The organism is Pseudomonas sp. FW305-96 (assembly GCF_058783825.1).
This window is the reverse complement of sequence record NZ_JBYSYW010000037.1, coordinates 26,522-47,196: the sequence shown is the minus strand read 5'-3', so window position 1 is coordinate 47,196 and position 20,675 is coordinate 26,522. Positions and strand designations below refer to the sequence as shown.

Annotated in this window: 24 protein-coding genes; 2 read left to right on the top strand and 22 right to left on the bottom strand. The window is 60.9% G+C overall.

Translation table 11 applies throughout. The features are described from left to right. Nucleotides 1-4 precede the first annotated feature (4 nt). Genes AC3WL2_RS22385 through fdnG form a run of 3 tightly spaced genes read right to left on the bottom strand, consistent with a single transcriptional unit; the run spans nt 5 to nt 4,676 of the window. Nucleotides 5-661 carry a formate dehydrogenase subunit gamma gene (locus AC3WL2_RS22385; protein WP_102684367.1) on the bottom strand — a complete coding sequence of 219 codons (657 nt, stop codon included), beginning with the start codon at nt 659-661 and terminating at the stop codon, nt 5-7. Further along, nucleotides 658-1,608: a formate dehydrogenase subunit beta gene (gene fdxH / locus AC3WL2_RS22380; RefSeq protein ID WP_038707246.1), complete on the bottom strand. Its 951-nt coding sequence runs from the start codon at nt 1,606-1,608 to the stop codon at nt 658-660. The genes AC3WL2_RS22385 and fdxH overlap by 4 nt, the downstream gene beginning before the upstream one ends. Further along, nucleotides 1,608-4,676: a formate dehydrogenase-N subunit alpha gene (gene fdnG, locus AC3WL2_RS22375; RefSeq protein ID WP_146022615.1), complete on the bottom strand. Its 3,069-nt coding sequence runs from the start codon at nt 4,674-4,676 to the stop codon at nt 1,608-1,610. Before fdnG ends, fdxH begins: the two co-directional genes overlap by 1 nt. Nucleotides 4,677-4,911: 235 nt before the next feature. On the opposite strand from fdnG, the gene AC3WL2_RS22370 reads away from it, so the two are divergent. After that, nucleotides 4,912-5,406 carry a GlcG/HbpS family heme-binding protein gene (locus AC3WL2_RS22370; RefSeq protein ID WP_256582661.1) on the top strand — a complete coding sequence of 165 codons (495 nt, stop codon included), beginning with the start codon at nt 4,912-4,914 and terminating at the stop codon, nt 5,404-5,406. Nucleotides 5,407-5,494: 88 nt separating this feature from the next. On the opposite strand, the gene AC3WL2_RS22365 is transcribed toward AC3WL2_RS22370, so the two are convergent. After that, nucleotides 5,495-6,043, bottom strand: coding sequence for a single-stranded DNA-binding protein (locus AC3WL2_RS22365; RefSeq protein ID WP_023629920.1), 549 nt, complete (start codon nt 6,041-6,043; stop codon nt 5,495-5,497). A gap of 9 nt (nt 6,044-6,052) precedes the next feature. After that, nucleotides 6,053-7,447 (bottom strand): MFS transporter, encoded by a 1,395-nt coding sequence (locus AC3WL2_RS22360; protein ID WP_046857339.1) that lies wholly within the window; start codon nt 7,445-7,447, stop codon nt 6,053-6,055. A gap of 129 nt (nt 7,448-7,576) precedes the next feature. Between AC3WL2_RS22360 and uvrA the strand changes: the two genes are divergently transcribed. Beyond that, nucleotides 7,577-10,411: an excinuclease ABC subunit UvrA gene (gene uvrA, locus AC3WL2_RS22355; RefSeq protein ID WP_173862457.1), complete on the top strand. Its 2,835-nt coding sequence runs from the start codon at nt 7,577-7,579 to the stop codon at nt 10,409-10,411. A gap of 72 nt (nt 10,412-10,483) precedes the next feature. Here the strand turns inward: uvrA and bfr are convergent, their stop codons facing one another. The 17 genes from bfr to rplE all read right to left on the bottom strand — a co-directional run bounded on the left by bfr (nt 10,484) and on the right by rplE (nt 20,674). Further along, nucleotides 10,484-10,948: a bacterioferritin gene (bfr, locus tag AC3WL2_RS22350; protein ID WP_028690240.1), complete on the bottom strand. Its 465-nt coding sequence runs from the start codon at nt 10,946-10,948 to the stop codon at nt 10,484-10,486. Between the two features lie 162 nt (nt 10,949-11,110). Then, nucleotides 11,111-12,550: a catalase gene (locus AC3WL2_RS22345; protein ID WP_102684365.1), complete on the bottom strand. Its 1,440-nt coding sequence runs from the start codon at nt 12,548-12,550 to the stop codon at nt 11,111-11,113. A 170-nt stretch (nt 12,551-12,720) separates the two neighbouring features. Next, nucleotides 12,721-13,107 carry a 50S ribosomal protein L17 gene (gene rplQ / locus AC3WL2_RS22340; RefSeq protein WP_003255451.1) on the bottom strand — a complete coding sequence of 129 codons (387 nt, stop codon included), beginning with the start codon at nt 13,105-13,107 and terminating at the stop codon, nt 12,721-12,723. A gap of 42 nt (nt 13,108-13,149) precedes the next feature. After that, the gene (locus AC3WL2_RS22335) at nt 13,150-14,151 is read right to left on the bottom strand and encodes a DNA-directed RNA polymerase subunit alpha (RefSeq protein ID WP_003255452.1); all 1,002 of its coding nucleotides are present in this window, start codon (nt 14,149-14,151) and stop codon (nt 13,150-13,152) included. A gap of 22 nt (nt 14,152-14,173) precedes the next feature. Next, the gene (rpsD, locus tag AC3WL2_RS22330) at nt 14,174-14,794 is read right to left on the bottom strand and encodes a 30S ribosomal protein S4 (protein ID WP_023629185.1); all 621 of its coding nucleotides are present in this window, start codon (nt 14,792-14,794) and stop codon (nt 14,174-14,176) included. Between the two features lie 15 nt (nt 14,795-14,809). Beyond that, complete coding sequence (rpsK, locus tag AC3WL2_RS22325) at nt 14,810-15,199, bottom strand: 30S ribosomal protein S11 (protein ID WP_012270237.1); 390 nt, start codon at nt 15,197-15,199, stop codon at nt 14,810-14,812. Nucleotides 15,200-15,217: 18 nt separating this feature from the next. Next, a complete protein-coding gene (rpsM, locus tag AC3WL2_RS22320) occupies nt 15,218-15,574 on the bottom strand; it encodes a 30S ribosomal protein S13 (protein WP_003255457.1) in 357 nt (118 codons plus the stop codon). Nucleotides 15,575-15,705: 131 nt separating this feature from the next. Further along, nucleotides 15,706-15,822 carry a 50S ribosomal protein L36 gene (rpmJ, locus tag AC3WL2_RS22315; RefSeq protein ID WP_011531897.1) on the bottom strand — a complete coding sequence of 39 codons (117 nt, stop codon included), beginning with the start codon at nt 15,820-15,822 and terminating at the stop codon, nt 15,706-15,708. Nucleotides 15,823-15,852: 30 nt separating this feature from the next. Continuing rightward, nucleotides 15,853-17,184 carry a preprotein translocase subunit SecY gene (gene secY / locus AC3WL2_RS22310; RefSeq protein ID WP_003257108.1) on the bottom strand — a complete coding sequence of 444 codons (1,332 nt, stop codon included), beginning with the start codon at nt 17,182-17,184 and terminating at the stop codon, nt 15,853-15,855. Continuing rightward, nucleotides 17,185-17,619 carry a 50S ribosomal protein L15 gene (gene rplO, locus AC3WL2_RS22305; RefSeq protein WP_011531896.1) on the bottom strand — a complete coding sequence of 145 codons (435 nt, stop codon included), beginning with the start codon at nt 17,617-17,619 and terminating at the stop codon, nt 17,185-17,187. 3 nt (nt 17,620-17,622) lie between these two features. Next, complete coding sequence (gene rpmD, locus AC3WL2_RS22300; protein WP_011531895.1) at nt 17,623-17,799, bottom strand: 50S ribosomal protein L30; 177 nt, start codon at nt 17,797-17,799, stop codon at nt 17,623-17,625. A gap of 2 nt (nt 17,800-17,801) precedes the next feature. Continuing rightward, nucleotides 17,802-18,302, bottom strand: coding sequence for a 30S ribosomal protein S5 (rpsE, locus tag AC3WL2_RS22295; protein WP_046857343.1), 501 nt, complete (start codon nt 18,300-18,302; stop codon nt 17,802-17,804). A 3-nt stretch (nt 18,303-18,305) separates the two neighbouring features. Next, nucleotides 18,306-18,656: a 50S ribosomal protein L18 gene (gene rplR, locus AC3WL2_RS22290; RefSeq protein WP_023629183.1), complete on the bottom strand. Its 351-nt coding sequence runs from the start codon at nt 18,654-18,656 to the stop codon at nt 18,306-18,308. A gap of 10 nt (nt 18,657-18,666) precedes the next feature. Beyond that, nucleotides 18,667-19,200, bottom strand: a complete 534-nt coding sequence (gene rplF, locus AC3WL2_RS22285; protein ID WP_046857344.1) for a 50S ribosomal protein L6 — start codon at nt 19,198-19,200, stop codon at nt 18,667-18,669. Nucleotides 19,201-19,212: 12 nt separating this feature from the next. Further along, the gene (gene rpsH / locus AC3WL2_RS22280) at nt 19,213-19,605 is read right to left on the bottom strand and encodes a 30S ribosomal protein S8 (protein ID WP_046857345.1); all 393 of its coding nucleotides are present in this window, start codon (nt 19,603-19,605) and stop codon (nt 19,213-19,215) included. Nucleotides 19,606-19,815: 210 nt separating this feature from the next. Then, nucleotides 19,816-20,121, bottom strand: coding sequence for a 30S ribosomal protein S14 (gene rpsN, locus AC3WL2_RS22275; RefSeq protein WP_023629181.1), 306 nt, complete (start codon nt 20,119-20,121; stop codon nt 19,816-19,818). 13 nt (nt 20,122-20,134) lie between these two features. Continuing rightward, on the bottom strand, nt 20,135-20,674 hold the full coding sequence (gene rplE / locus AC3WL2_RS22270; RefSeq protein ID WP_003255474.1) for a 50S ribosomal protein L5: 540 nt from the start codon (nt 20,672-20,674) through the stop codon (nt 20,135-20,137). Nucleotide 20,675: the final 1 nt, after the last annotated feature.

The window sequence follows — 20,675 nt, the reverse complement described above, 5'->3', positions numbered from 1 at the left end:
ACGCTCATCCTTCTTTTCTACCGTGATTGTGCGGCGTCTTGTCGCCGGTGACTTCCCGGTACCACAGTTCATGGTGCTTGCGCGCCCAGGCGCGGCTGACCCAGCCATGCAGCATGGCGCCGATCGAGCCCTTGATCCAGATCCCGGCGTAGATGTGCACGATGATGCTGAGGATCAGCACGAACGCCGCCAGGGCATGCAGCAAGGTCGCCAGTCGGATAGCACCGATATCAAAGTAATGGCTGAACCAGGCCCGCCAGATCACCACGCCGCTGACCAGCAGCACCAGCATGCACGCCAGCAAGGTCCAGAACAGCAGCTTCTGCCCGGCGTTGTACTTGCCGATCGGCGGCACGCCCTCTTCCTTGTTGAGCATCACCCGGTCGATGCGGCGCAGCCACAGGCGGTCGTTGGCGGTGATGAAGTTGGCGCGCCAGAAGCGCAGCACCAGGCCAAGGAAGAACACGAACATGGCCACGCCGATGAACGGGTGGAGGATCCGTGTCCACGGCCCGCCGCCGAACAGGTGGCTGAGCCAGAACAGCGCCGGGTGGAACAGCGCCAGCCCCGACAGGCCGGCCAGCACGAACAGGATCGCGACGATCCAGTGGTTGCTCCGCTCGTTGGCGTTGTAGCGCAGGATAGGCTTGTTGTCGTTCATGGCCGCTGCTCCCCCTGCCCGCCCGGGCGGTTCGGATCATAGACATGCACCGCCGGGTCCACCTGGTGGACATCGTTATCCACAGGTGCCGGATGCTCATCCTCCTCGACCCGCTGCGGGCCGACACGTACGTAGTGGAAGAACCCGGCCAGCACCGCCGCGCCCATGGCAAGCAGCGCCAGCGGCTTGCTGAAGCCCTTCCACAGCCCGACCAGCGGGCTGATCACCGGTTGGTCCGGCAGACCGGCGTAGATCCGCGGCGTATCAGCATGGTGCAGCACGTACATCACGTGGGTGCCGCCGACACCGTCCGGGTCGTACAACCCGGCGTTGTCGTAGCCCCGCGACTTCAGGTCGACGATGCGCTCGTCGGCGTGCACCTTCATCTCCTCCTTGCTGCCGAAGACGATCGCCCCTGTCGGGCAGGTCTTCACGCAGGCCGGCTCCAGGCCCACGCTCACACGGTCGGAACACAGGGTGCACTTGTACGCCTTGTGATCCTTCTGCGAAATGCGCGGGATGTTGAACGGGCAGCCGGTGATGCAGTAGCCGCAACCGATGCAGTGGTCCTGGTTGAAGTCGACGATACCGTTGGCATGCTTGATGATCGCCCCCGGGCTCGGGCACGCTTTCAGACAACCCGGATCGGCGCAGTGCATGCAGCCATCCTTGCGGATCAGCCACTCCAGGTTGCCGTCGTCGCGCTCGTGCTCGGTGAAGCGCATCAGGGTCCAGGTTTCGGCACTGAGGTCCTGGGGGTTGTCGTAGGTGCCATGGTTGTGGCCAACCTCGTCACGCAGTTCGTTCCACTCCGAACACGCCACCTGGCAGGCCTTGCAGCCGATGCACTTGGTGGTGTCGATCAGCTTGGCGACTTCCTGCTGCTGGCGTACCGAGGGCGGCACGGTGGTGGTGGCCGAGCGGGCAATGATGTCTTGGCTGGCCATCAGAGTTTCTCCACTTTGACGAGGAACGACTTGGACTCCGGCGTCTGCGTGTTGCCATCCCCGAGGAACGGCACCAGGGTGTTGGTCAGGTAGCCGTGCCGCGTGGCACCGGTGAAGCCCCAGTGCAGCGGGATGCCGATCTGGTGCACGGTCTGGTTGTTGACCTGCAGCGGACGGATCCGCTTGGTCACCACCGCCACCGCATCAATGTGCCCGCGCTTGCTCGATACCCTTACCCGGTCACCGGCCTTGATGCCCTTCTCGTTCGCCAGCACCTCGCCGATCTCGACGAACTGCTCGGGCTGGGCGATGGCGTTGAGCCGGCAATGCTTGCTCCAGAAGTGGAAGTGCTCGGTCAGCCGGTAGGTGGTCGCGGCGTGCGGGAACTCGTCGTGGGTACCCAAGGTGTCCCACACCGAATCGAAGATCCGCCCGGCCGGGTTGCTGGTGGCCTTCTTGTTCTGCGGGTGCAGCGGGTTGATGCCGATCGGTGTCTCGAAAGGTTCGTAATGCTCGGGGAACGGGCCCTCGGCCATCTTGTCGATGGCGAAGAAGCGCGCCACACCCTCGGGGTTCATGATGAACGGATTCATCCCCGCCTCCGGCGGCGAGTCGACCTTGAAGTCGGGCACGTCGGTGCCGGTCCAGGCCTTGCCGTTCCACCACACCAGGCGCTTCTTCTCCGGGTCCCATGGCTTGCCTTGCGGGTCGCTGGAGGCGCGGTTGTAGAGGATGCGGCGGTTGGCCGGCCAGGCCCAGGCCCAGTTCTGCACCTGGTGCATGCCATAGGGATCGCTGTTGTCACGACGGGCCATCTGGTTGCCCTGCTCGGTCCAGCTGCCGGCGAAGATCCAGCAGCCCGACGCGGTGCTGCCGTCATCCTTCAACTGCGCGAAGCCGGCGAGCTGTTGCCCTGCCTTGAGCATCGCGCCGCTGGCATCGGTCAGGTCGCTGACCGCCCAGCCGTTCATCTCCTTGGCCAGCTCTTCGGGGGATGGCTCCTCAGGGACCTTGTACGGCCAGCTGATGTTGAGCAGTGGGTCCGGATAGGCGCCGCCCTCGGCCTGATAGCGCTTGCGCAGGCGCAGGAACAGCTCGCTCATGATGTGCACGTCGGTACGGGTCTGGCCCGGGCCATCGGCGCCCTTCCAGTGCCACTGCAGCCAGCGGCTGCTGTTGACCAGCGAACCGTCCTCTTCGGCGAAGCAGGTGGTGGGCAGGCGGATCACCTCGGTCTGGATGTTGGCCGTGTCGACGTCGTTGAACGGGCCGGCGTTGCGCCAGAACTCGGACGTTTCGGTAGCCAGCGGGTCCATGATCACCAGCCACTTGAGCTTGGCCAGCGCGGCGGTGACGCGGTTCTTGTCCGGCAACGCGGCGATCGGGTTGAAGCCCTGGCACATGTAGCCGTTGACCTTGCCCTGGCCCATCATCTCGAACATGCGCAGCACGTCGTAGGCCGGCACGTCGAGCTTGGGCAGCCAGTCATAGCCCCAGTTGTTCTCGGCCGTGGCGTTGGCGCCGTACCAGGCCTTCATCAGGCTGACGTGGAACTTGCCGTAGTTCTGCCAGTACGACAGCTGCCCCGGGCGCAACGGCTTGGAGGCGCGCTTGTCGATGTAGGTGGCGTAATCCTGCTCGGCGTCGCCGGCCAGCGTGAGGTAGCCCGGCAGCGAGTTAGACAGCAGGCCCAGGTCGGTCAGGCCCTGGATGTTGGAGTGCCCGCGCAGGGCGTTGACCCCGCCACCGGGCATGCCGACGTTGCCCAGCAGCAACTGCACCATCGCCGCGCTGCGGATGATCTGCGCGCCGATCGAGTGCTGGGTCCAGCCCAGGGCATAGAGGATCGTCATGGTCTTGCCCGGCACCGAGCAGGTGGCGATCTCTTCCCAGACTTTCATCATCTGGTCCTGGGGCATGCCACAGGTCATGCTCGCCAGCTCCGGCGTGTAGCGGCTGTAGTGCTGCTTCATCAACTGGTACACGCAACGCGGGTGCTGCAGGGTCGGGTCGACCTTGGCAAAGCCATCCTCGCCCAGCTCATAACCCCAGCCAGACTTGTCGGCATACACGCGCTTGGTCGCGTCGTAGCCGCTGAACAGTCCGTCCTCGAAGCCATAGCTCTCTTTGACGATGAACGACACATCGGTGTAGTTGCGCACGTACTCGTGCTGGATCTTGTCGTTGCTCAGCAGGTAGTTGATCAGCCCGCCCATGAAGGCGATGTCGCTGCCGGTACGGATCGGCGCGTAGTAATCGGCCACCGAGGCGGTACGGGTGAACCGCGGGTCGACCACGATCAGCCGCGCCTTGTTGTGCGCCTTGGCTTCGGTCACCCACTTGAAGCCGCACGGGTGCGCTTCAGCGGCGTTGCCGCCCATCACCAGGACCAGGTTTGCGTTGGCGATATCGGACCAGTGATTGGTCATCGCGCCACGGCCATACGTCGGGGCAAGACTTGCCACCGTCGGGCCGTGTCAGACACGCGCCTGGTTATCGAACCCCAGCATGCCGGTTGCACGGACCACCTTGTGCGTCAGGTAGCCCGCTTCGCTGGAAGCGGCGGACGCAGCAAGGAACCCGGTGGTGAGCCAGCGGTTGACCGTCTGGCCCTGGGCGTTCTTCTCGATGAAGTTGGCGTCGCGGTCCTGTTTCATCAGGTCGGCGATGCGGTCGAGGGCTTCGTCCCACTCGATGCGGGTCCACTCGTTGCTGCCCGGCTTGCGCACCTCGGGGTACTGCAGGCGGCTCGGGCTGTGGATAAAGTCCAGCAGGCCCGCGCCTTTCGGGCACAAGGTGCCGCGGTTGACCGGATGGTCCGCGTCGCCCTCGATATGGATGATGTTCTGTTTGACGTTCTTGCCCGCGTCACCCTGGCTGTACATGATCAGGCCGCAGCCGACCGAGCAGTAGGGGCAGGTGTTACGGGTTTCTTTGGTATGCGCCAGCTTGAAGTGGCGCACCTGCTCGGCGAACGCGGGGGTCGGGGCCATGCCCAACGCCGCGAGGCTCGAGCCTCCAAGGCCGACGGCGGCGACCTTGAAGAATTGCCGACGGTTGAGGTCCATCGTGCACTCCTGATCAGGTTCTCGGGCGCACGGGACTTGGCCGGCGCCTCAGGGACTTCACGGTGGCGGTGGACAGAGACCGCCAACTGTTAAGCCTAGTCAAGAATCTGGGAAGTGGGGTGATATGGATCATGGAAAGGTAATGCAGTCCCACATTGCGATCAGAAACGGACTACACCGCAAACCAGCTTTTGCTTGATAGGTTGCGGAATCCACATGGACGAGGCACGTATGAATGAACACGAAACACTTCATGGTCGGGCTCTTGCTCGCCCTCCCGATGCACGTAACGCCCACACTGGCGGCCCCACCCAACCGGCCCGACACCCCTGCCATTTCGCCCATTAGCGCCGAAAAGGCTCGACGCCTGGCCGCCGCCGCCGAGCGCGCCGCCCGTGCCCAAGGCTTCGCCATCGTCATCAGCATCGTCGACAACCACGGCAACCTGAAGCACTTCCATCGCATGGACGGCGCCAGCAGCGGCAGCATCCAGGTCGCGCAGCTCAAAGCCGCTACATCTGCACGCTTTCCACTTTCATCCCGCTCACTGGGTGAACGCAGCGCCGGATTGCCAGCCAATCCCTACGCTTCGCTGCCCGGTTTCACTTTGCTGGAAGGCGGGTTGCCAATCATGGATGCGAACGGCAGGCATATCGGCGGTATAGGCATCAGCGGAGCAACACCAGAGCTAGATGCACAGTTTGCCCAGGCGGCACTCGAAGAAAGCTGACAGGCAAAAAGAAACCCGCTTCATGCCTGAAGCGGGTTTCTTGTCACAGCTCCGTTCACCTGTGGCACCTAGTGCCCACAGGCAAGGATCAGAACGGAATATCGTCGTCGAAGCTGTCGAAGTCAGCGGCAGGCTGCGGAGCCGGCTGTTGCGGCGCTGGGCGCTGCGGAGCTTGTTGCGGGCGCTGGGCCTGCTGGCGTGGAGCCTGGTTGTATTGTTGCTGCTGACCGCCCTGGTTGTAGTTGTTGCCACCACCCTGGTTGTACTGGTCGCCACCGCCCTGCTGGCCCTGCGGACGACCGCCGAGCAGCTGCATGGTGCCGTTGATGTCGACGATGATCTCGGTGGTGTAGCGCTTGATGCCGTCCTTTTCCCACTCGCGGGTCTGCAGCTTGCCCTCGATGTAGCACTGCGAACCCTTGCGCAGGTACTCGCCGGCGATTTCGGCGACCTTGCCGAACAGCGAGACACGGTGCCACTCGGTGCGCTCGACCTTCTGGCCCGACTGCTTGTCGGTCCACTGCTCGCTGGTGGCCAGGCTCAGGTTGGTCACGGCGTTACCGTTGGGCAGGTAGCGGACTTCGGGATCCTGACCGCAGGTACCGACCAGAATGACTTTGTTAACCCCACGGGCCATAACGTTCTCCTAGGCTTCGCACGCCGCAGAGGCTGGGTTCACCAGACGCTCGAGGGTCGCACGGTCCAAAATTTTCGTATCCAGTTTGATATAGATGGCGGCTTCTTCTGCCACCACCACAGCGTCGGTCACACCCGGCACGGCCATCAGGCGCTCGGTCAGCCCGGCTTCCCGGACCGCTTCCGGCGTCAGCGGCATGCGCAGGCTGGTCACGTACGGCGGCTCGTTCATGCGCAACGCCGTCAGCAGCCAGAAGGCGCACAAGCCAGCGCAGCCGAGGAACACCATGCTCAAGCCACCGTGCTGGAACAACCAGCCACCGAGGATGCCACCCAGTGCCGCGCCAAGGAATTGGCTGGTGGAGTACACCCCCATCGCCGTGCCCTTGCCGCCGGCAGGCGACACCTTGCTGACCAGCGAAGGCAAGGATGCCTCCAGCAGGTTGAATGCAGTAAAGAATACCACGGTGCCGATCACGAGTCCGCGCAAGTTGTCAGCCCACTGCCAGAAGAACACCTCCACCAGCAGCAGGACACTGACCGCGCCGAGCAACACGCGTTTCATCTTGCGCTTCTTTTCCCCGTAGATGATGAAGGGGATCATTGCAAAAAATGAAACCAGCAGTGCGGTCAGGTACACCCACCAGTGCTGCTCCTTGGGCAGCCCGCCGCGCTCGACGAAGGCCAGCGGCAGCGCCACGAAGCTGGCCATCAGGATCGCGTGCAGCACGAAAATACTGATGTCCAGGCGTAGAAGGTCCGGATTGCGCAGGGTCGGGCCGAGGGCCTGACGGGCGACACCGGACTCGCGATGACTCAGCACACTGTGCGAGCTGGGCACGACGAAAGCGATCAGCGCGATGCCGACGAGGGCAAGTCCTGCAGTGGCCAGGAACAATCCTGACAAACCAAAGGCGCGGGTCAACAGCGGGCCGACCACCATCGCCACGGCGAACGACAGGCCGATGCTCATGCCGATCATGGCCATGGCCTTGGTCCGGTGCTGTTCGCGGGTCAGGTCGGACAACAGCGCCATGACCGCCGCGGAAATCGCCCCCGCGCCCTGCAGGATGCGCCCGGCAATAACCCCCCAGATCGAGTCGGCCTGGGCCGCCAGCACACTGCCCAGGGCGAAGATCACCAGCCCCACATAGATCACTGGCCGGCGACCGATGCGGTCGGAAATCACCCCGAACGGAATCTGCAGCACCGCTTGCGTCAGACCATAGGCGCCGATGGCCAGGCCGATCAGTGCAGGCGTGGCGCCGGCCAGGTCCATGCCGTAGGTGGCGAGCACCGGCAGCACCATGAACATGCCCAGCATACGAAAGGCAAAGACCAGGGCCAGGCCGCTCGCGGCGCGGGTTTCGCTGCCACTCATGCGCTCGTTGTGGGTGTCGTGCATGGATTAACCTCGTGTGAACCGGCGGCGATTCTATCAGTCCGACGCCTTGACGGCATATACGCGACGCTTTGCCGCGTACTGGCAGCGCGCCGTATACTGCTTTGTTTATGCCCGCCGAGCGAGGCCGTAGTGGACAAGATCCTGATCCGTGGGGCGCGTACCCACAACCTGAAGAACATCGACCTGACCCTGCCCCGGGACAAACTGATCGTGATCACCGGCCTGTCCGGGTCCGGCAAGTCCTCGCTGGCGTTCGACACGCTGTACGCCGAAGGCCAGCGCCGCTATGTCGAGTCGCTGTCGGCCTATGCCCGGCAGTTCCTGTCGATGATGGAAAAACCCGACGTCGACACCATCGAAGGATTGTCGCCGGCCATCTCCATCGAGCAGAAGTCGACCTCGCACAACCCGCGCTCGACCGTCGGCACCATCACCGAGATCTACGACTACCTGCGCCTGCTCTATGCCCGCGTCGGCACCCCGCGCTGCCCGGACCATGACATCCCGCTTGAAGCGCAAACGATCAGCCAGATGGTCGACCTGGTGCTGGAAAAGCCCGAAGGCAGCAAGCTGATGCTGTTGGCGCCGGTGATCCGCGAGCGCAAGGGCGAGCACCTGGCGGTGTTCGACGAACTGCGCGCCCAGGGTTTCGTACGCGCCCGGGTCAACGGCAAGCTCTACGAGCTCGACGAGTTGCCCAAGCTCGACAAACAGAAGAAACACAGCATTGATGTGGTGGTAGACCGCTTCAAGGTCCGCGCCGACCTGCAGCAGCGCCTGGCCGAGTCCTTCGAGACCGCGCTCAAGCTGGCCGACGGCATCGCCCTGGTGGCGCCGATGGACGACGAGGAAGGCGAAGAAGTGATCTTCTCGGCGCGCTTCGCCTGCCCGGTGTGCGGCCATGCGATCAGCGAACTGGAGCCGAAGCTGTTCTCCTTCAACAATCCGGCTGGCGCCTGCCCGACCTGCGATGGCCTGGGGGTCAAGCAGTTCTTCGACACCAAACGCCTGGTCAACGCCGAGCTGACCTTGGCCGAAGGCGCGATTCGCGGTTGGGACCGGCGCAACGTCTATTACTTCCAGATGCTCGGCTCGCTGGCCGCGCATTACGGCTTCAGCCTGGAGGAACCGTTCGGCGAGCTGTCCGCCGAGCACCAGAAGGTGATTCTGAACGGCAGCGGCAAACAGAGTGTCGACTTCAAGTACCTCAACGACCGAGGCGACATCGTCAAGCGCTCGCACCCGTTCGAAGGCATCGTGCCGAACCTTGAGCGTCGCTATCGCGAGACCGAGTCGGCCACCGTGCGTGAAGAGCTGGCCAAGTTCCTCGGCACCCAGCCCTGCCCTGATTGCCGCGGCACCCGCCTGCGCCGCGAAGCGCGCCACGTCTGGGTGGGTGAGAAGACCCTGCCGGCAGTGACCAACCTGCCGATCGGCGAAGCCAGCAATTACTTCGGCGCGCTGAGCCTCACCGGTCGGCGTGGCGAGATCGCGGCGAAGATTCTCAAGGAGATCTGCGAGCGTCTGCAGTTCCTGGTCAACGTCGGCCTCGACTATCTGACCCTGGACCGCAGCGCCGATACCCTGTCTGGCGGCGAGGCCCAGCGTATCCGCCTGGCCAGCCAGATCGGCGCAGGCCTGGTGGGCGTGATGTACATTCTCGACGAGCCCTCGATCGGCCTGCACCAGCGCGATAACGACCGCTTACTGGCAACGCTCAACCACCTGCGCGACCTCGGTAACACGGTGATCGTGGTCGAGCACGACGAGGACGCCATCCGCCTGGCCGACTACGTGGTGGACATTGGCCCGGGCGCTGGCGTGCATGGCGGGCAGATCGTCGCCGAGGGCTCACCCGAGGAGGTGATGGCGCATCCCGACTCGCTGACTGGCAAATACCTGTCCGGACGCAAGAAGATCGTCGTGCCGGCCAAGCGCACCCCGCGCAACAAGAAGCTGTCGCTCAAACTCAAGGGCGCGCGCGGCAACAACCTGCAGAACGTCGACCTGGAAGTGCCGATCGGCCTGCTGACCTGCGTGACCGGTGTGTCCGGCTCGGGCAAATCGACGCTGATCAACAACACCCTGTTCCCCCTGGCCGCCACTGCGCTAAACGGGGCAAGCAGCCTGGAAGCAGCGCCGCACGCCAGCGTCGATGGCCTGCAGCACCTGGACAAGGTGGTCGATATCGACCAGAGCCCGATCGGCCGTACGCCACGGTCGAACCCGGCTACCTACACCGGCATCTTCACGCCGATCCGCGAGCTGTTCGCCGGGGTGCCGGAATCGCGTTCGCGCGGATACGGCCCGGGGCGCTTCTCGTTCAACGTCAAGGGTGGGCGCTGCGAGGCCTGCCAGGGCGACGGCCTGATCAAGGTGGAGATGCACTTCCTGCCGGACATCTACGTGCCGTGCGACGTGTGCAAGAGCAAGCGCTACAACCGAGAAACCCTGGAGATCAAGTACAAGGGCAAGAACATCCACGAGGTGCTGGAAATGACCATCGAGGATGCCCGCGAGTTCTTCGACGCGGTGCCGGCCCTGGCGCGCAAGCTGCAGACCCTGATGGATGTGGGCCTGTCGTACATCAAGCTGGGGCAATCGGCGACCACGCTGTCGGGCGGCGAAGCGCAGCGGGTCAAGCTGTCCCGCGAGCTGTCCAAACGCGACACAGGCAAGACCCTGTACATCCTCGACGAGCCGACCACCGGCCTGCACTTCGCCGATATCCAGCAACTGCTGGACGTGCTGCACCGCCTGCGTGACCACGGCAACACCGTGGTGGTCATCGAGCACAACCTGGATGTGATCAAGACCGCCGACTGGCTGGTGGATTTGGGGCCGGAAGGTGGGTCCAAAGGCGGCCAGATCATTGCCTGTGGCACGCCAGAAGAGCTGAGCAAGATGAAGCAGTCGTACACCGGCCACTACCTCAAGCCACTGCTGGAGCGTGACCGGGCCTGAGTGGAGTCGCTGACATGAAAAAGCCCCTGGTACCGTCGGTGCCAGGGGCTTTTTCGTAGGGCTGTGGATAACTTACATCTGCGACTGCAGGTAGTTCTCCAGGCCGATGGCCTTGATCAGGCCCTGCTGCTTCTCCAGCCAGTAGGTGTGATCTTCTTCGGTGTCGGCCAGCTGCGCGCGCAGGATGTCGCGGCTGATGTAGTCCTTGTGCAGTTCGCACAGCTCGATGCCCTTGCACAGCGCGGCACGTACCTTGTACTCGAGCTTGAGGTCGGCCTCGATCATCTCCGGCACGGTACTGCCCACTTCCAGGTCGTCGGCGCGCATGTCCGGCGTGCCTTCGAGCATGAGGATACGGCGCATCAGGGCATCGGCGTGCTGCGTCTCTTCTTCCATCTCGTGGTTGATACGTTCATAGAGCTTGGTCAGGCCCCAGTCTTCGTACATGCGCGAGTGAATGAAGTACTGATCGCGTGCTGCCAGTTCGCCCTTCAGCAACGTGACGAGATAGTTGATTACGTCCGGGTGACCTTGCATCGCCCTGCTTCTCCGTGTGAATACGTCAATAGGGCTAGTGTGAACCAGGTTTTGCTCGCGGTCACTGAAAAACGCGCAATTAGAAGCAAAAAATCGGCTAAACAGTAGTGATATTCATTGAAAAACCGCCCAAATGAGGGCGGTTCTTCTTATCACTTCGACTTAGCCGAGATTCACGCCCAATGCCTTGGCAATCCCTTCGCCGTAGGCCGGATCAGCCTTGTAGAAGTACTGCAGCTGACGCTGGATGACATCGTCGCTGACACCGGCCATGGTCCCGGCGATGTTGTCGATCAACAGCGCCTTCTGCTCATCGCTCATCAGACGGAACAGTGCCCCGGCGTGGCTGTAGTAATCGTTGTCCTCACGGTGATCGTAACGATCCGCCGAGCCGTTCAGGGCCAGTGCGGGCTCGGCATGCCGCGGCGATTGCTTCGGCGCGCTTGCATGGCTGTTGGGCTCGTAGTTAGGAGCGCCGCCGTATGCGCCGATGGCCATGGAGCCGTCGCGTTGGTAGCTGTTCACCGGGCTGCGCGGCGCATTGACCGGCAGTTGCTGGTGGTTGGTGCCTACGCGGTAGCGATGCGCATCGGCATAGGCGAACACACGCCCCTGCAGCATGCGGTCTGGCGACAGGCCAACCCCGGGGACCATGTTGCTGGGCCCGAACGCCGCCTGCTCGACCTCGGCGAAGTAGTTGAGCGGGTTGCGGTTGAGCTCCAGCACACCGACTTCGATCAACGGGTAGTCCTTCTGCGACCAGGTCTTGGTCACATCGAACGGGTTTTCGTCACGGCTGGCCGCCTCGGCCTCGCTCATCACCTGGATGCACACGGTCCAACGCGGGAAATCGCCGCGCTCGATGGCCTCGAACAGGTCACGCTGGGCGTAGTCCGGGTCGCTCCCGGCCAGACGGGCGGCATCAGCCGGCGCCAGGTTCTTGATGCCTTGCTGGGTCTTGAAGTGCCATTTGACCCAGCTCCGCTCGCCCTGGGCGTTGATCAGGCTGTAGGTGTGGCTGCCGAAGCCGTGCATGTGGCGGTACCCATCGGGAATGCCGCGATCGGAGAACAGGATGGTGACCTGGTGCAGTGCCTCGGGCGAATGCGACCAGAAGTCCCACATCATTTGCGCGTTCTTCAGGTTGGTCTGCGGGTGGCGCTTCTGGGTGTGGATGAAGTCAGGGAACTTCAGCGGGTCGCGAATGAAGAACACGGGAGTGTTGTTGCCAACAATGTCCCAGTTGCCTTCCTCGGTGTAGAACTTAACCGCAAAACCACGCGGGTCGCGTTCGGTATCCGCAGAGCCGCGTTCGCCGCCCACGGTGGAGAACCGCAGGAACGTTTCGGTCTGCTTGCCAATAGCCTCGAACAGCTTGGCACTGGTGAGCTCGGTGACATCGCGGGTGACGGTGAAGGTACCGTAGGCGCCGGAGCCCTTGGCGTGCACGCGACGCTCCGGGATGTTCTCGCGGTTGAAGTGGGCAAGCTTCTCGAGCAGGTGGAAGTCGTCGAGCAGCAGCGGGCCACGAGGGCCTGCGGAACGGGAGTTCTGGTTGTCGGCTACGGGTGCACCGCTGGCGGTAGTGAGAATCTTGCTCATGGGCTCTCCTGATCGGTCTTGAATTGCCGGCTAATCGGCTTGAGGAGATTATTGTCGAGCGAGGTTACAAGGACAAATTCATTAAGTGACTTATATCAATAGAAAATAACAATTCATCAGACAACAAAAAACCGGGCCTAGGCCCGGTTTCTTGTAGCAGACAGAACGTCTTACTCGGCAGCTTCTACAGCACCACCGACCGGACGATCAACCAGCTCGACGTACGCCATAGGCGCGTTGTCGCCAGCGCGGAAACCGCACTTCAGGATGCGCAGGTAGCCGCCCTGACGGGTGGCGTAACGCTTGCCCAGGTCGTTGAACAGTTTGCCAACGGCGGACTTCGAACGGGTACGGTCGAAGGCCAGACGACGGTTGGCAACGCTGTCTTCCTTGGCCAGGGTGATCAGCGGCTCGGCAACGCGGCGCAGTTCCTTGGCTTTCGGCAGGGTGGTTTTGATCAGCTCGTGCTCGATCAGCGACACAGCCATGTTCTGGAACATAGCTTTGCGGTGAGAGCTGGTACGGCTCAGGTGACGTCCACTTTTACGATGACGCATGATTCATTCCTTACCAAACACAACGTTCGGTGATTACGACGATCAGGCAGTCGCCTTGTCGTCTTTCTTAAGGCTTGCAGGCGGCCAGTTGTCGAGGCGCATGCCGAGAGACAGACCACGGGAGGCCAGGACGTCCTTGATTTCAGTCAGGGACTTCTTGCCCAGGTTAGGAGTCTTCAACAGCTCTACTTCGGTACGCTGAATCAGGTCGCCGATGTAGTAGATGTTCTCCGCCTTGAGGCAGTTGGCCGAACGTACAGTCAGTTCCAGGTCGTCAACCGGGCGCAGCAGGATCGGATCGATCTCGTCTTCCTGCTCGACCACAACCGGCTCGCTGTCACCTTTGAGGTCGACGAACGCGGCCAGCTGCTGTTGCAGGATGGTCGCGGCACGACGGATAGCCTCTTCAGGATCCAGGGTACCGTTGGTTTCCAGATCGATGACCAGCTTGTCCAGGTTGGTACGCTGCTCAACACGGGCGTTCTCGACCACGTAGGCGATACGACGCACCGGGCTGAACGAGGCGTCCAGCTGGAGACGGCCAATGCTGCGGCTTTCGTCTTCGTCAGTCTGACGGGAGTCGGCCGGCTCGTAACCGCGACCACGAGCTACAGTGAGCTTCATGTTCAGGGCGCCGTTGGACGCCAGGTTCGCGATTACGTGATCGGGGTTGACGATCTCGACATCGTGATCCAGCTGAATATCGGCAGCGGTAACCACCCCCGAACCCTTTTTCGACAAGGTCAGCGTAACTTCGTCACGACCGTGCAGTTTGATAGCCAGGCCTTTCAGGTTCAACAGGATTTCAATGACGTCTTCCTGTACACCTTCGATCGCGGAGTACTCGTGGAGTACGCCATCGATCTCGGCCTCGACTACTGCACAGCCAGGCATGGAGGACAACAGGATGCGGCGCAGCGCGTTGCCCAGGGTATGGCCGAAGCCACGCTCGAGAGGCTCGAGCGTGATCTTGGCGCGGGTTGGACTGACAACCTGCACGTCGATGTGACGGGGTGTCAGAAACTCATTTACCGAAATCTGCATGGATGCACCTATTTTCTAGCCCTTACTTGGAGTAGAGCTCGACAATCAGGTTTTCGTTGATGTCGGCGGACAGGTCGCTGCGAGCAGGAACGTTCTTGAAAACGCCCGACTTTTTAGCAGCATCCACATCAACCCACTCAACGCGGCCACGCTGGGCGCACAGTTCAAGGGCTTGAACAATGCGCAGCTGGTTCAGCGACTTCTCGCGAACCGAGACCACGTCACCCGGACGAACTTGGTAGGATGGAATGTTTACAGTCTTACCGTTGACGCTGATCGCTTTGTGCGAAACCAGCTGACGGGACTCGGAACGAGTCGAGCCGAAGCCCATACGGTAAACGACGTTATCCAGACGGCACTCGAGCAGTTGCAGCAGGTTCTCACCGGTTGCGCCTTTTTTCGAGGCAGCAGCTTGGTAGTAACCGCGGAACTGACGCTCCAGAACACCGTAGATACGACGGACTTTTTGTTTCTCGCGCAGCTGGGTACCGTAGTCGGACTGACGGCCACGGCGCTGGCCGTGGATACCTGGGGCTGCTTCGATGTTGCACTTCGATTCCAGAGCGCGAACGCCGCTCTTCAGGAACAGGTCAGTGCCTTCACGGCGAGACAGTTTGCATTTTGGACCAATGTAACGTGCCATTTATCTGTCTCCTGATTACACGCGACGCTTCTTCGGCGGACGGCACCCGTTATGCGGGATTGGCGTCACGTCGGTGATGCTGGCGATCTTGTAGCCGCAGCTGTTCAGTGCACGAACGGCGGACTCACGACCTGGACCTGGACCCTTGACGTTCACGTCGAGGTTCTTCAGACCGTATTCCAGCGCAGCTTGACCAGCACGCTCAGCAGCGATCTGTGCTGCGAACGGGGTGGATTTGCGCGAACCACGGAAACCCGAACCACCGGAAGTAGCCCAGGACAGTGCGTTGCCCTGACGGTCGGTGATGGTCACGATGGTGTTGTTGAAAGACGCATGGATGTGGGCGATGCCATCAACCACTGTCTTTTTGATTTTTTTACGAGGACGAGCAGCAGGTTTTGCCATGTCTATATTCCTGGGCGATTACTTGCGGATCGGCTTACGCGGGCCCTTACGGGTGCGTGCGTTGGTCTTGGTGCGCTGACCGCGAACCGGCAGACCTTTACGATGACGCAGGCCGCGGTAGCAACCCAGGTCCATCAAGCGCTTGATCTTCATGTTGATGTCACGGCGCAGGTCACCTTCGGTGGTGAACTTCGCGACTTCGCCACGCAGGGTTTCGATTTGCTCGTCGCTCAGATCCTTGATCTTAGCGGCTGGGTTTACACCAGCATCCGCACAGATCTTCTGTGCAGTTGTGCGACCGACACCATAGATGTAGGTCAGCGAGATAACAGTATGCTTGTTATCTGGAATGTTGACGCCTGCAATACGGGCCATTCAGTGGGACTCCAATTGACAGCTACCTACGCCCCGGAAGCCAAGAAATAGGGCGCGAGATAATATCGCTGTAGAAACGAATAATCAACCCAGCAGCACACTAGCTGCTGGGTTTGAAGCGCGGATCACACTCAGCCTTGGCGCTGCTTGTGACGCGGTTCCGCGCTGCAGATCACGCGCACGATACCTTCGCGACGAATGATCTTGCAGTTGCGGCACAGCTTTTTCACCGATGCACGAACTTTCATTACCGACTCCTCGAACCTTAAGGGGCTAAATCAGCGCAGCAGACCGCTGCCGCCGTAGCCTTTCAGGTTGGCTTTCTTCATCAGGGATTCGTACTGGTGCGAAACGAGGTGCGATTGTACTTGGGACATGAAGTCCATCACAACCACTACCACAATCAGCAACGAGGTCCCGCCAAGGTAGAACGGCACGTTTGCTGCTACCACCAGGAACTGGGGCAGAAGGCACACGGCCATCATGTAAAGAGCACCGAACATGGTCAAACGAGTCAGAACGCCATCAATGTAGCGCGCCGACTGCTCACCAGGACGGATACCCGGAATAAAGGCACCGGACTTCTTCAGGTTTTCCGCTACGTCTTTCGGGTTGAACATCAACGCTGTGTAGAAGAAGCAGAAGAAAATGATCCCTGCACTAAACAGCAGAATGTTCAACGGCTGACCAGGAGCGATCGACTGCGAGATGTCCTGCAGCCAGCCCATACCTTCAGACTGACCGAACCAGGCACCCAGCGAAGCCGGGAACAGCAAGATGCTGCTCGCGAAAATGGCCGGAATTACGCCTGCCATGTTCACTTTCAGCGGCAAGTGGCTGGTCTGCGCAGCGAAGACCTTGCGGCCCTGCTGACGCTTGGCGTAGTGAACGGCGATACGACGCTGACCACGCTCGATGAACACCACGAAGCCGATAATCGCTACTGCCAGCAAACCGATTGCGACCAGGGCGAAGATGTTGATATCGCCTGTGCGTGCAGACTCGAAAGACTGCCCGATTGCTCTCGGAAGACCGGCAACGATACCTGCGAAGATCAACATCGAGATACCGTTGCCCACACCGCGCTCGGTGATCTGCTCACCCAGCCACATCATGAACATCGCGCCCGCCACGAAGGTGGAGACGGCGACGACATGGAAGCCGAGGCCAACAGAAAACGCCACGCCCTGGTTGGCCAGGCCAATGGACATGCCAATGGCTTGAACCAGCGCCAGGATAACGGTGCCGTAGCGGGTGTACTGGCTGATCTTGCGACGGCCAGCTTCACCTTCCTTCTTCAACTGCTCCAGCTGCGGGCTGACCGCGGTCATGAGCTGCATGATGATCGATGCCGAGATGTACGGCATGATCCCCAGTGCAAAGATGCTCATGCGCTCCAGCGCGCCGCCGGAAAACATGTTGAACAAGCTAAGAATGGTCCCCTCATTCTGCCGGAACAGATCCGCAAGACGGTCCGGGTTAATGCCTGGTACCGGGATGTGCGCGCCAATCCGATAGACGATGATCGCCATGAACAGAAAACGCAGACGAGCCCAGAGTTCCGACATCCCGCCCTTACCGAGCGAAGAGAGAGCACCTTGCTTAGCCATTTATTCCTCGAACTTGCCGCCAGCTGCTTCGATAGCCGCACGTGCACCTTTGGTGACGGCGATACCCTTGAGGGTGACTGCGCGAGTGACTTCGCCCGACAGCATGATTTTCACACGCTGTACGTGCTGGCCGATCACGTTGGCGTCCTTCAGGGACTGAACGGTGATCAGATCGCCTTCCACCTTGGCCAGCTCGGACAGACGCACTTCGGCGCGGTCCATGGCTTTCAGGGAAACGAAGCCGAACTTCGGCAGGCGACGGTGCAGCGGCTGTTGACCGCCTTCGAAGCCTGGAGCGATGGAGCCACCGGAACGGGAAGTCTGACCTTTGTGACCACGGCCACCAGTCTTGCCCAGACCGCTACCGATACCACGGCCCGGACGGTGCTTCTCGCGACGGGAACCCGGCGCTGGACTCAGATCATTGAGTTTCATTGATTAACCCTCGACCTTCAGCATGTAGTAAGCCTTGTTGATCATCCCGCGATTCTCGGGAGTATCCTGGACTTCTACAGTGTGACCGATACGACGCAGACCCAGACCCTTCACGCACAGCTTGTGGTTAGGGATGCGGCCCGAGACGCTCTTGATCAGCGTAACTTTGACGGTTGCCATGATCAGCGGATCTCCTCAACAGTCTTGCCGCGCTTGGCAGCAATGGACTCAGGGGATTGCATGGCTTTCAGACCCTTGAAGGTGGCGTGAACCACGTTCACCGGGTTGGTCGAACCGTAGCACTTGGCCAGGACGTTCTGAACACCAGCAACTTCCAGGACGGCACGCATTGCGCCGCCGGCGATGATACCGGTACCTTCCGAGGCAGGCTGCATGTAGACCTTCGAGGCGCCGTGGGCGGCCTTGGTGGCGTACTGCAGGGTGGTGCCCTTCAGGTCAACCTGAATCATGTTGCGACGAGCAGCTTCCATGGCTTTCTGGATCGCGGCAGGTACTTCGCGCGATTTGCCACGGCCAAAGCCAACACGACCCTTGCCATCACCTACCACGGTCAGCGCGGTGAAGGTGAAGATACGGCCGCCTTTAACGGTTTTGGCTACGCGGTTAACTTGAACCAGCTTCTCGATGTAGCCTTCGTCGCGCTTTTGATCGTTATTTGCCATAACTTAGAACTCCAGCCCGCCTTCACGAGCAGCATCAGCCAGCGCTTTGACGCGGCCATGGTACTTGAAGCCGGAACGGTCAAAGGCAACTTGAGATACACCGGCGGCTTTCGCGCGCTCAGCTACCAGCTTGCCAACCTTAGTGGCCGCGTCGATGTTGCCAGTGGCGCCATCACGCAGTTCTTTGTCCAAGGTAGAGGCGCTTGCCAGAACCTTGCTGCCGTCGGCCGAAATGACCTGGGCATAGATGTGCTGCGAGGAGCGGAACACGCACAGACGCACGGCTTCGAGCTCGTGCATTTTCAGGCGTGCTTTGCGAGCGCGACGCAGTCGAATAACTTTTTTGTCGGTCATTTGCTAGGCCCTACTTCTTCTTGGCTTCTTTACGACGGACTACTTCGTCCGCGTAACGCACACCCTTGCCCTTGTAAGGCTCTGGCGGACGGAAACCGCGGACTTCAGCGGCCACCTGACCCACCAGCTGCTTGTCGATACCCTTGATCAGGATGTCGGTCTGGCTTGGGGTTTCAGCGGTGATACCGGCTGGCAGTTCGTAATCCACTGGGTGCGAGAAGCCCAGAGCCAGGTTCAGGACGGTGCCTTTGGCCTGAGCTTTGTAACCAACACCGACCAGCTGGAGCTTGCGCTCGAAGCCTTGGCTTACGCCTTGGACCATGTTGTTCACCAGGGCGCGGGTGGTACCGGCCATGGCGCGAGCTTGCTGGTCACCGTTGCGAGCGACGAAACGCAGCTCACCAGACTCTTCGGTAACTTCAACAGACGAGTGAACGTTCAGTTCGAGAGTGCCCTTGGCACCCTTCACCGAAAGCTGCTGACCGGCGAATTTGACTTCGACGCCTGCTGGCAGCTTAACGGGGTTCTTAGCGACGCGAGACATGCCTATCTCCCCTTAGAACACTGTGCACAGAACTTCGCCGCCGACACCGGCAGCGCGCGCAGCGCGGTCAGTCATCACACCTTTGTTGGTGGAGACGATAGACACGCCCAGGCCGCCACGTACTTTCGGCAGCTCAGTGACGGCCTTGTACTGGCGCAGGCCAGGACGGCTGGTACGCTTCAGTTCCTCGATGACCGGACGGCCTTCGAAGTACTTCAGTTCGATCGACAGCGAAGGCTTGGCTTCGCCGTTGACTTCGTAGCCAGCGATGTAGCCTTCGTCTTTCAGTACTTTGGCAACCGCGACCTTCAGGGTAGAAGAAGGCATGCTTACGACAGACTTTTCAGCCATCTGGGCATTACGGATGCGAGTTAGCATGTCCGCTAACGGGTCCTGCATACTCATGGGCTAGATGCTCCTGATACAAGAATTATTAGCCTTGCGGCTATCACAACCACCCGAACAGGCAGGGCAAAAAACCCGGGCTCAGGTGAGCCGGTCATTCTAGACACAAGGCAGAAACGAAACAAGCCCCATATAGGGGCTTGTTTCAATGCGAGGTCACCGGCGGTCGGAAGATCGCTCCCCTTCCACCGGCGGTCACGCCAACCGGGATTACCAGCTGGCCTTGACCAGACCCGGCACGTCACCACGCATGGCGGCTTCGCGCAGCTTGTTACGGCCGAGGCCGAACTTGCGGTACACGCCGTGCGGACGACCGGTGATGCGGCAACGGTTACGCATGCGCGAAGCACTGGCGTCACGTGGTTGCTTCTGCAGGGCGACAACGGCAGCGAAACGCTCTTCTGGAGAGGCGTTCAGGTTGACGATGGTCGCTTTCAGCTCGGCACGCTTTTTGGCGTACTTGGCTACCGTGAGCTGACGCTTCAGCTCGCGGTTCTTCATGCTCTTCTTGGCCATTTTCCTACTCCAATCAGTTGCGGAACGGGAACTTGAAAGCACGCAGCAGAGCGCGGCCTTCGTCGTCCGAACGAGCAGTGGTGGTCAGGGTGATGTCCAAACCGCGCAGAGCATCGATCTTGTCGTAGTCGATTTCCGGGAAGATGATCTGCTCTTTCACGCCCATGCTGTAGTTGCCACGACCATCGAAGGACTTGGCATTCAGGCCGCGGAAGTCGCGAACCCGAGGCAGGGAGATCGCCAGCAGGCGGTCCAGGAATTCGTACATCTTGTCGCTACGCAGGGTCACCTTGACGCCGATCGGCCAGCCTTCACGGACTTTGAAGCCCGCGATGGATTTACGAGCGAAAGTCACGACCGGCTTTTGACCGGTGATCTTTTCCAGGTCGGCAACAGCGTGCTCGATGACTTTCTTGTCGCCGATCGCTTCGCCCAGACCCATGTTCAGGGTGATTTTGGTAACGCGCGGAACTTCCATCACGTTCGACAGCTTAAGTTCTTCCTTAAGCTTGGGAGCGATTTCGTTCCGGTAAATCTCTTTCAGTCGTGCCATG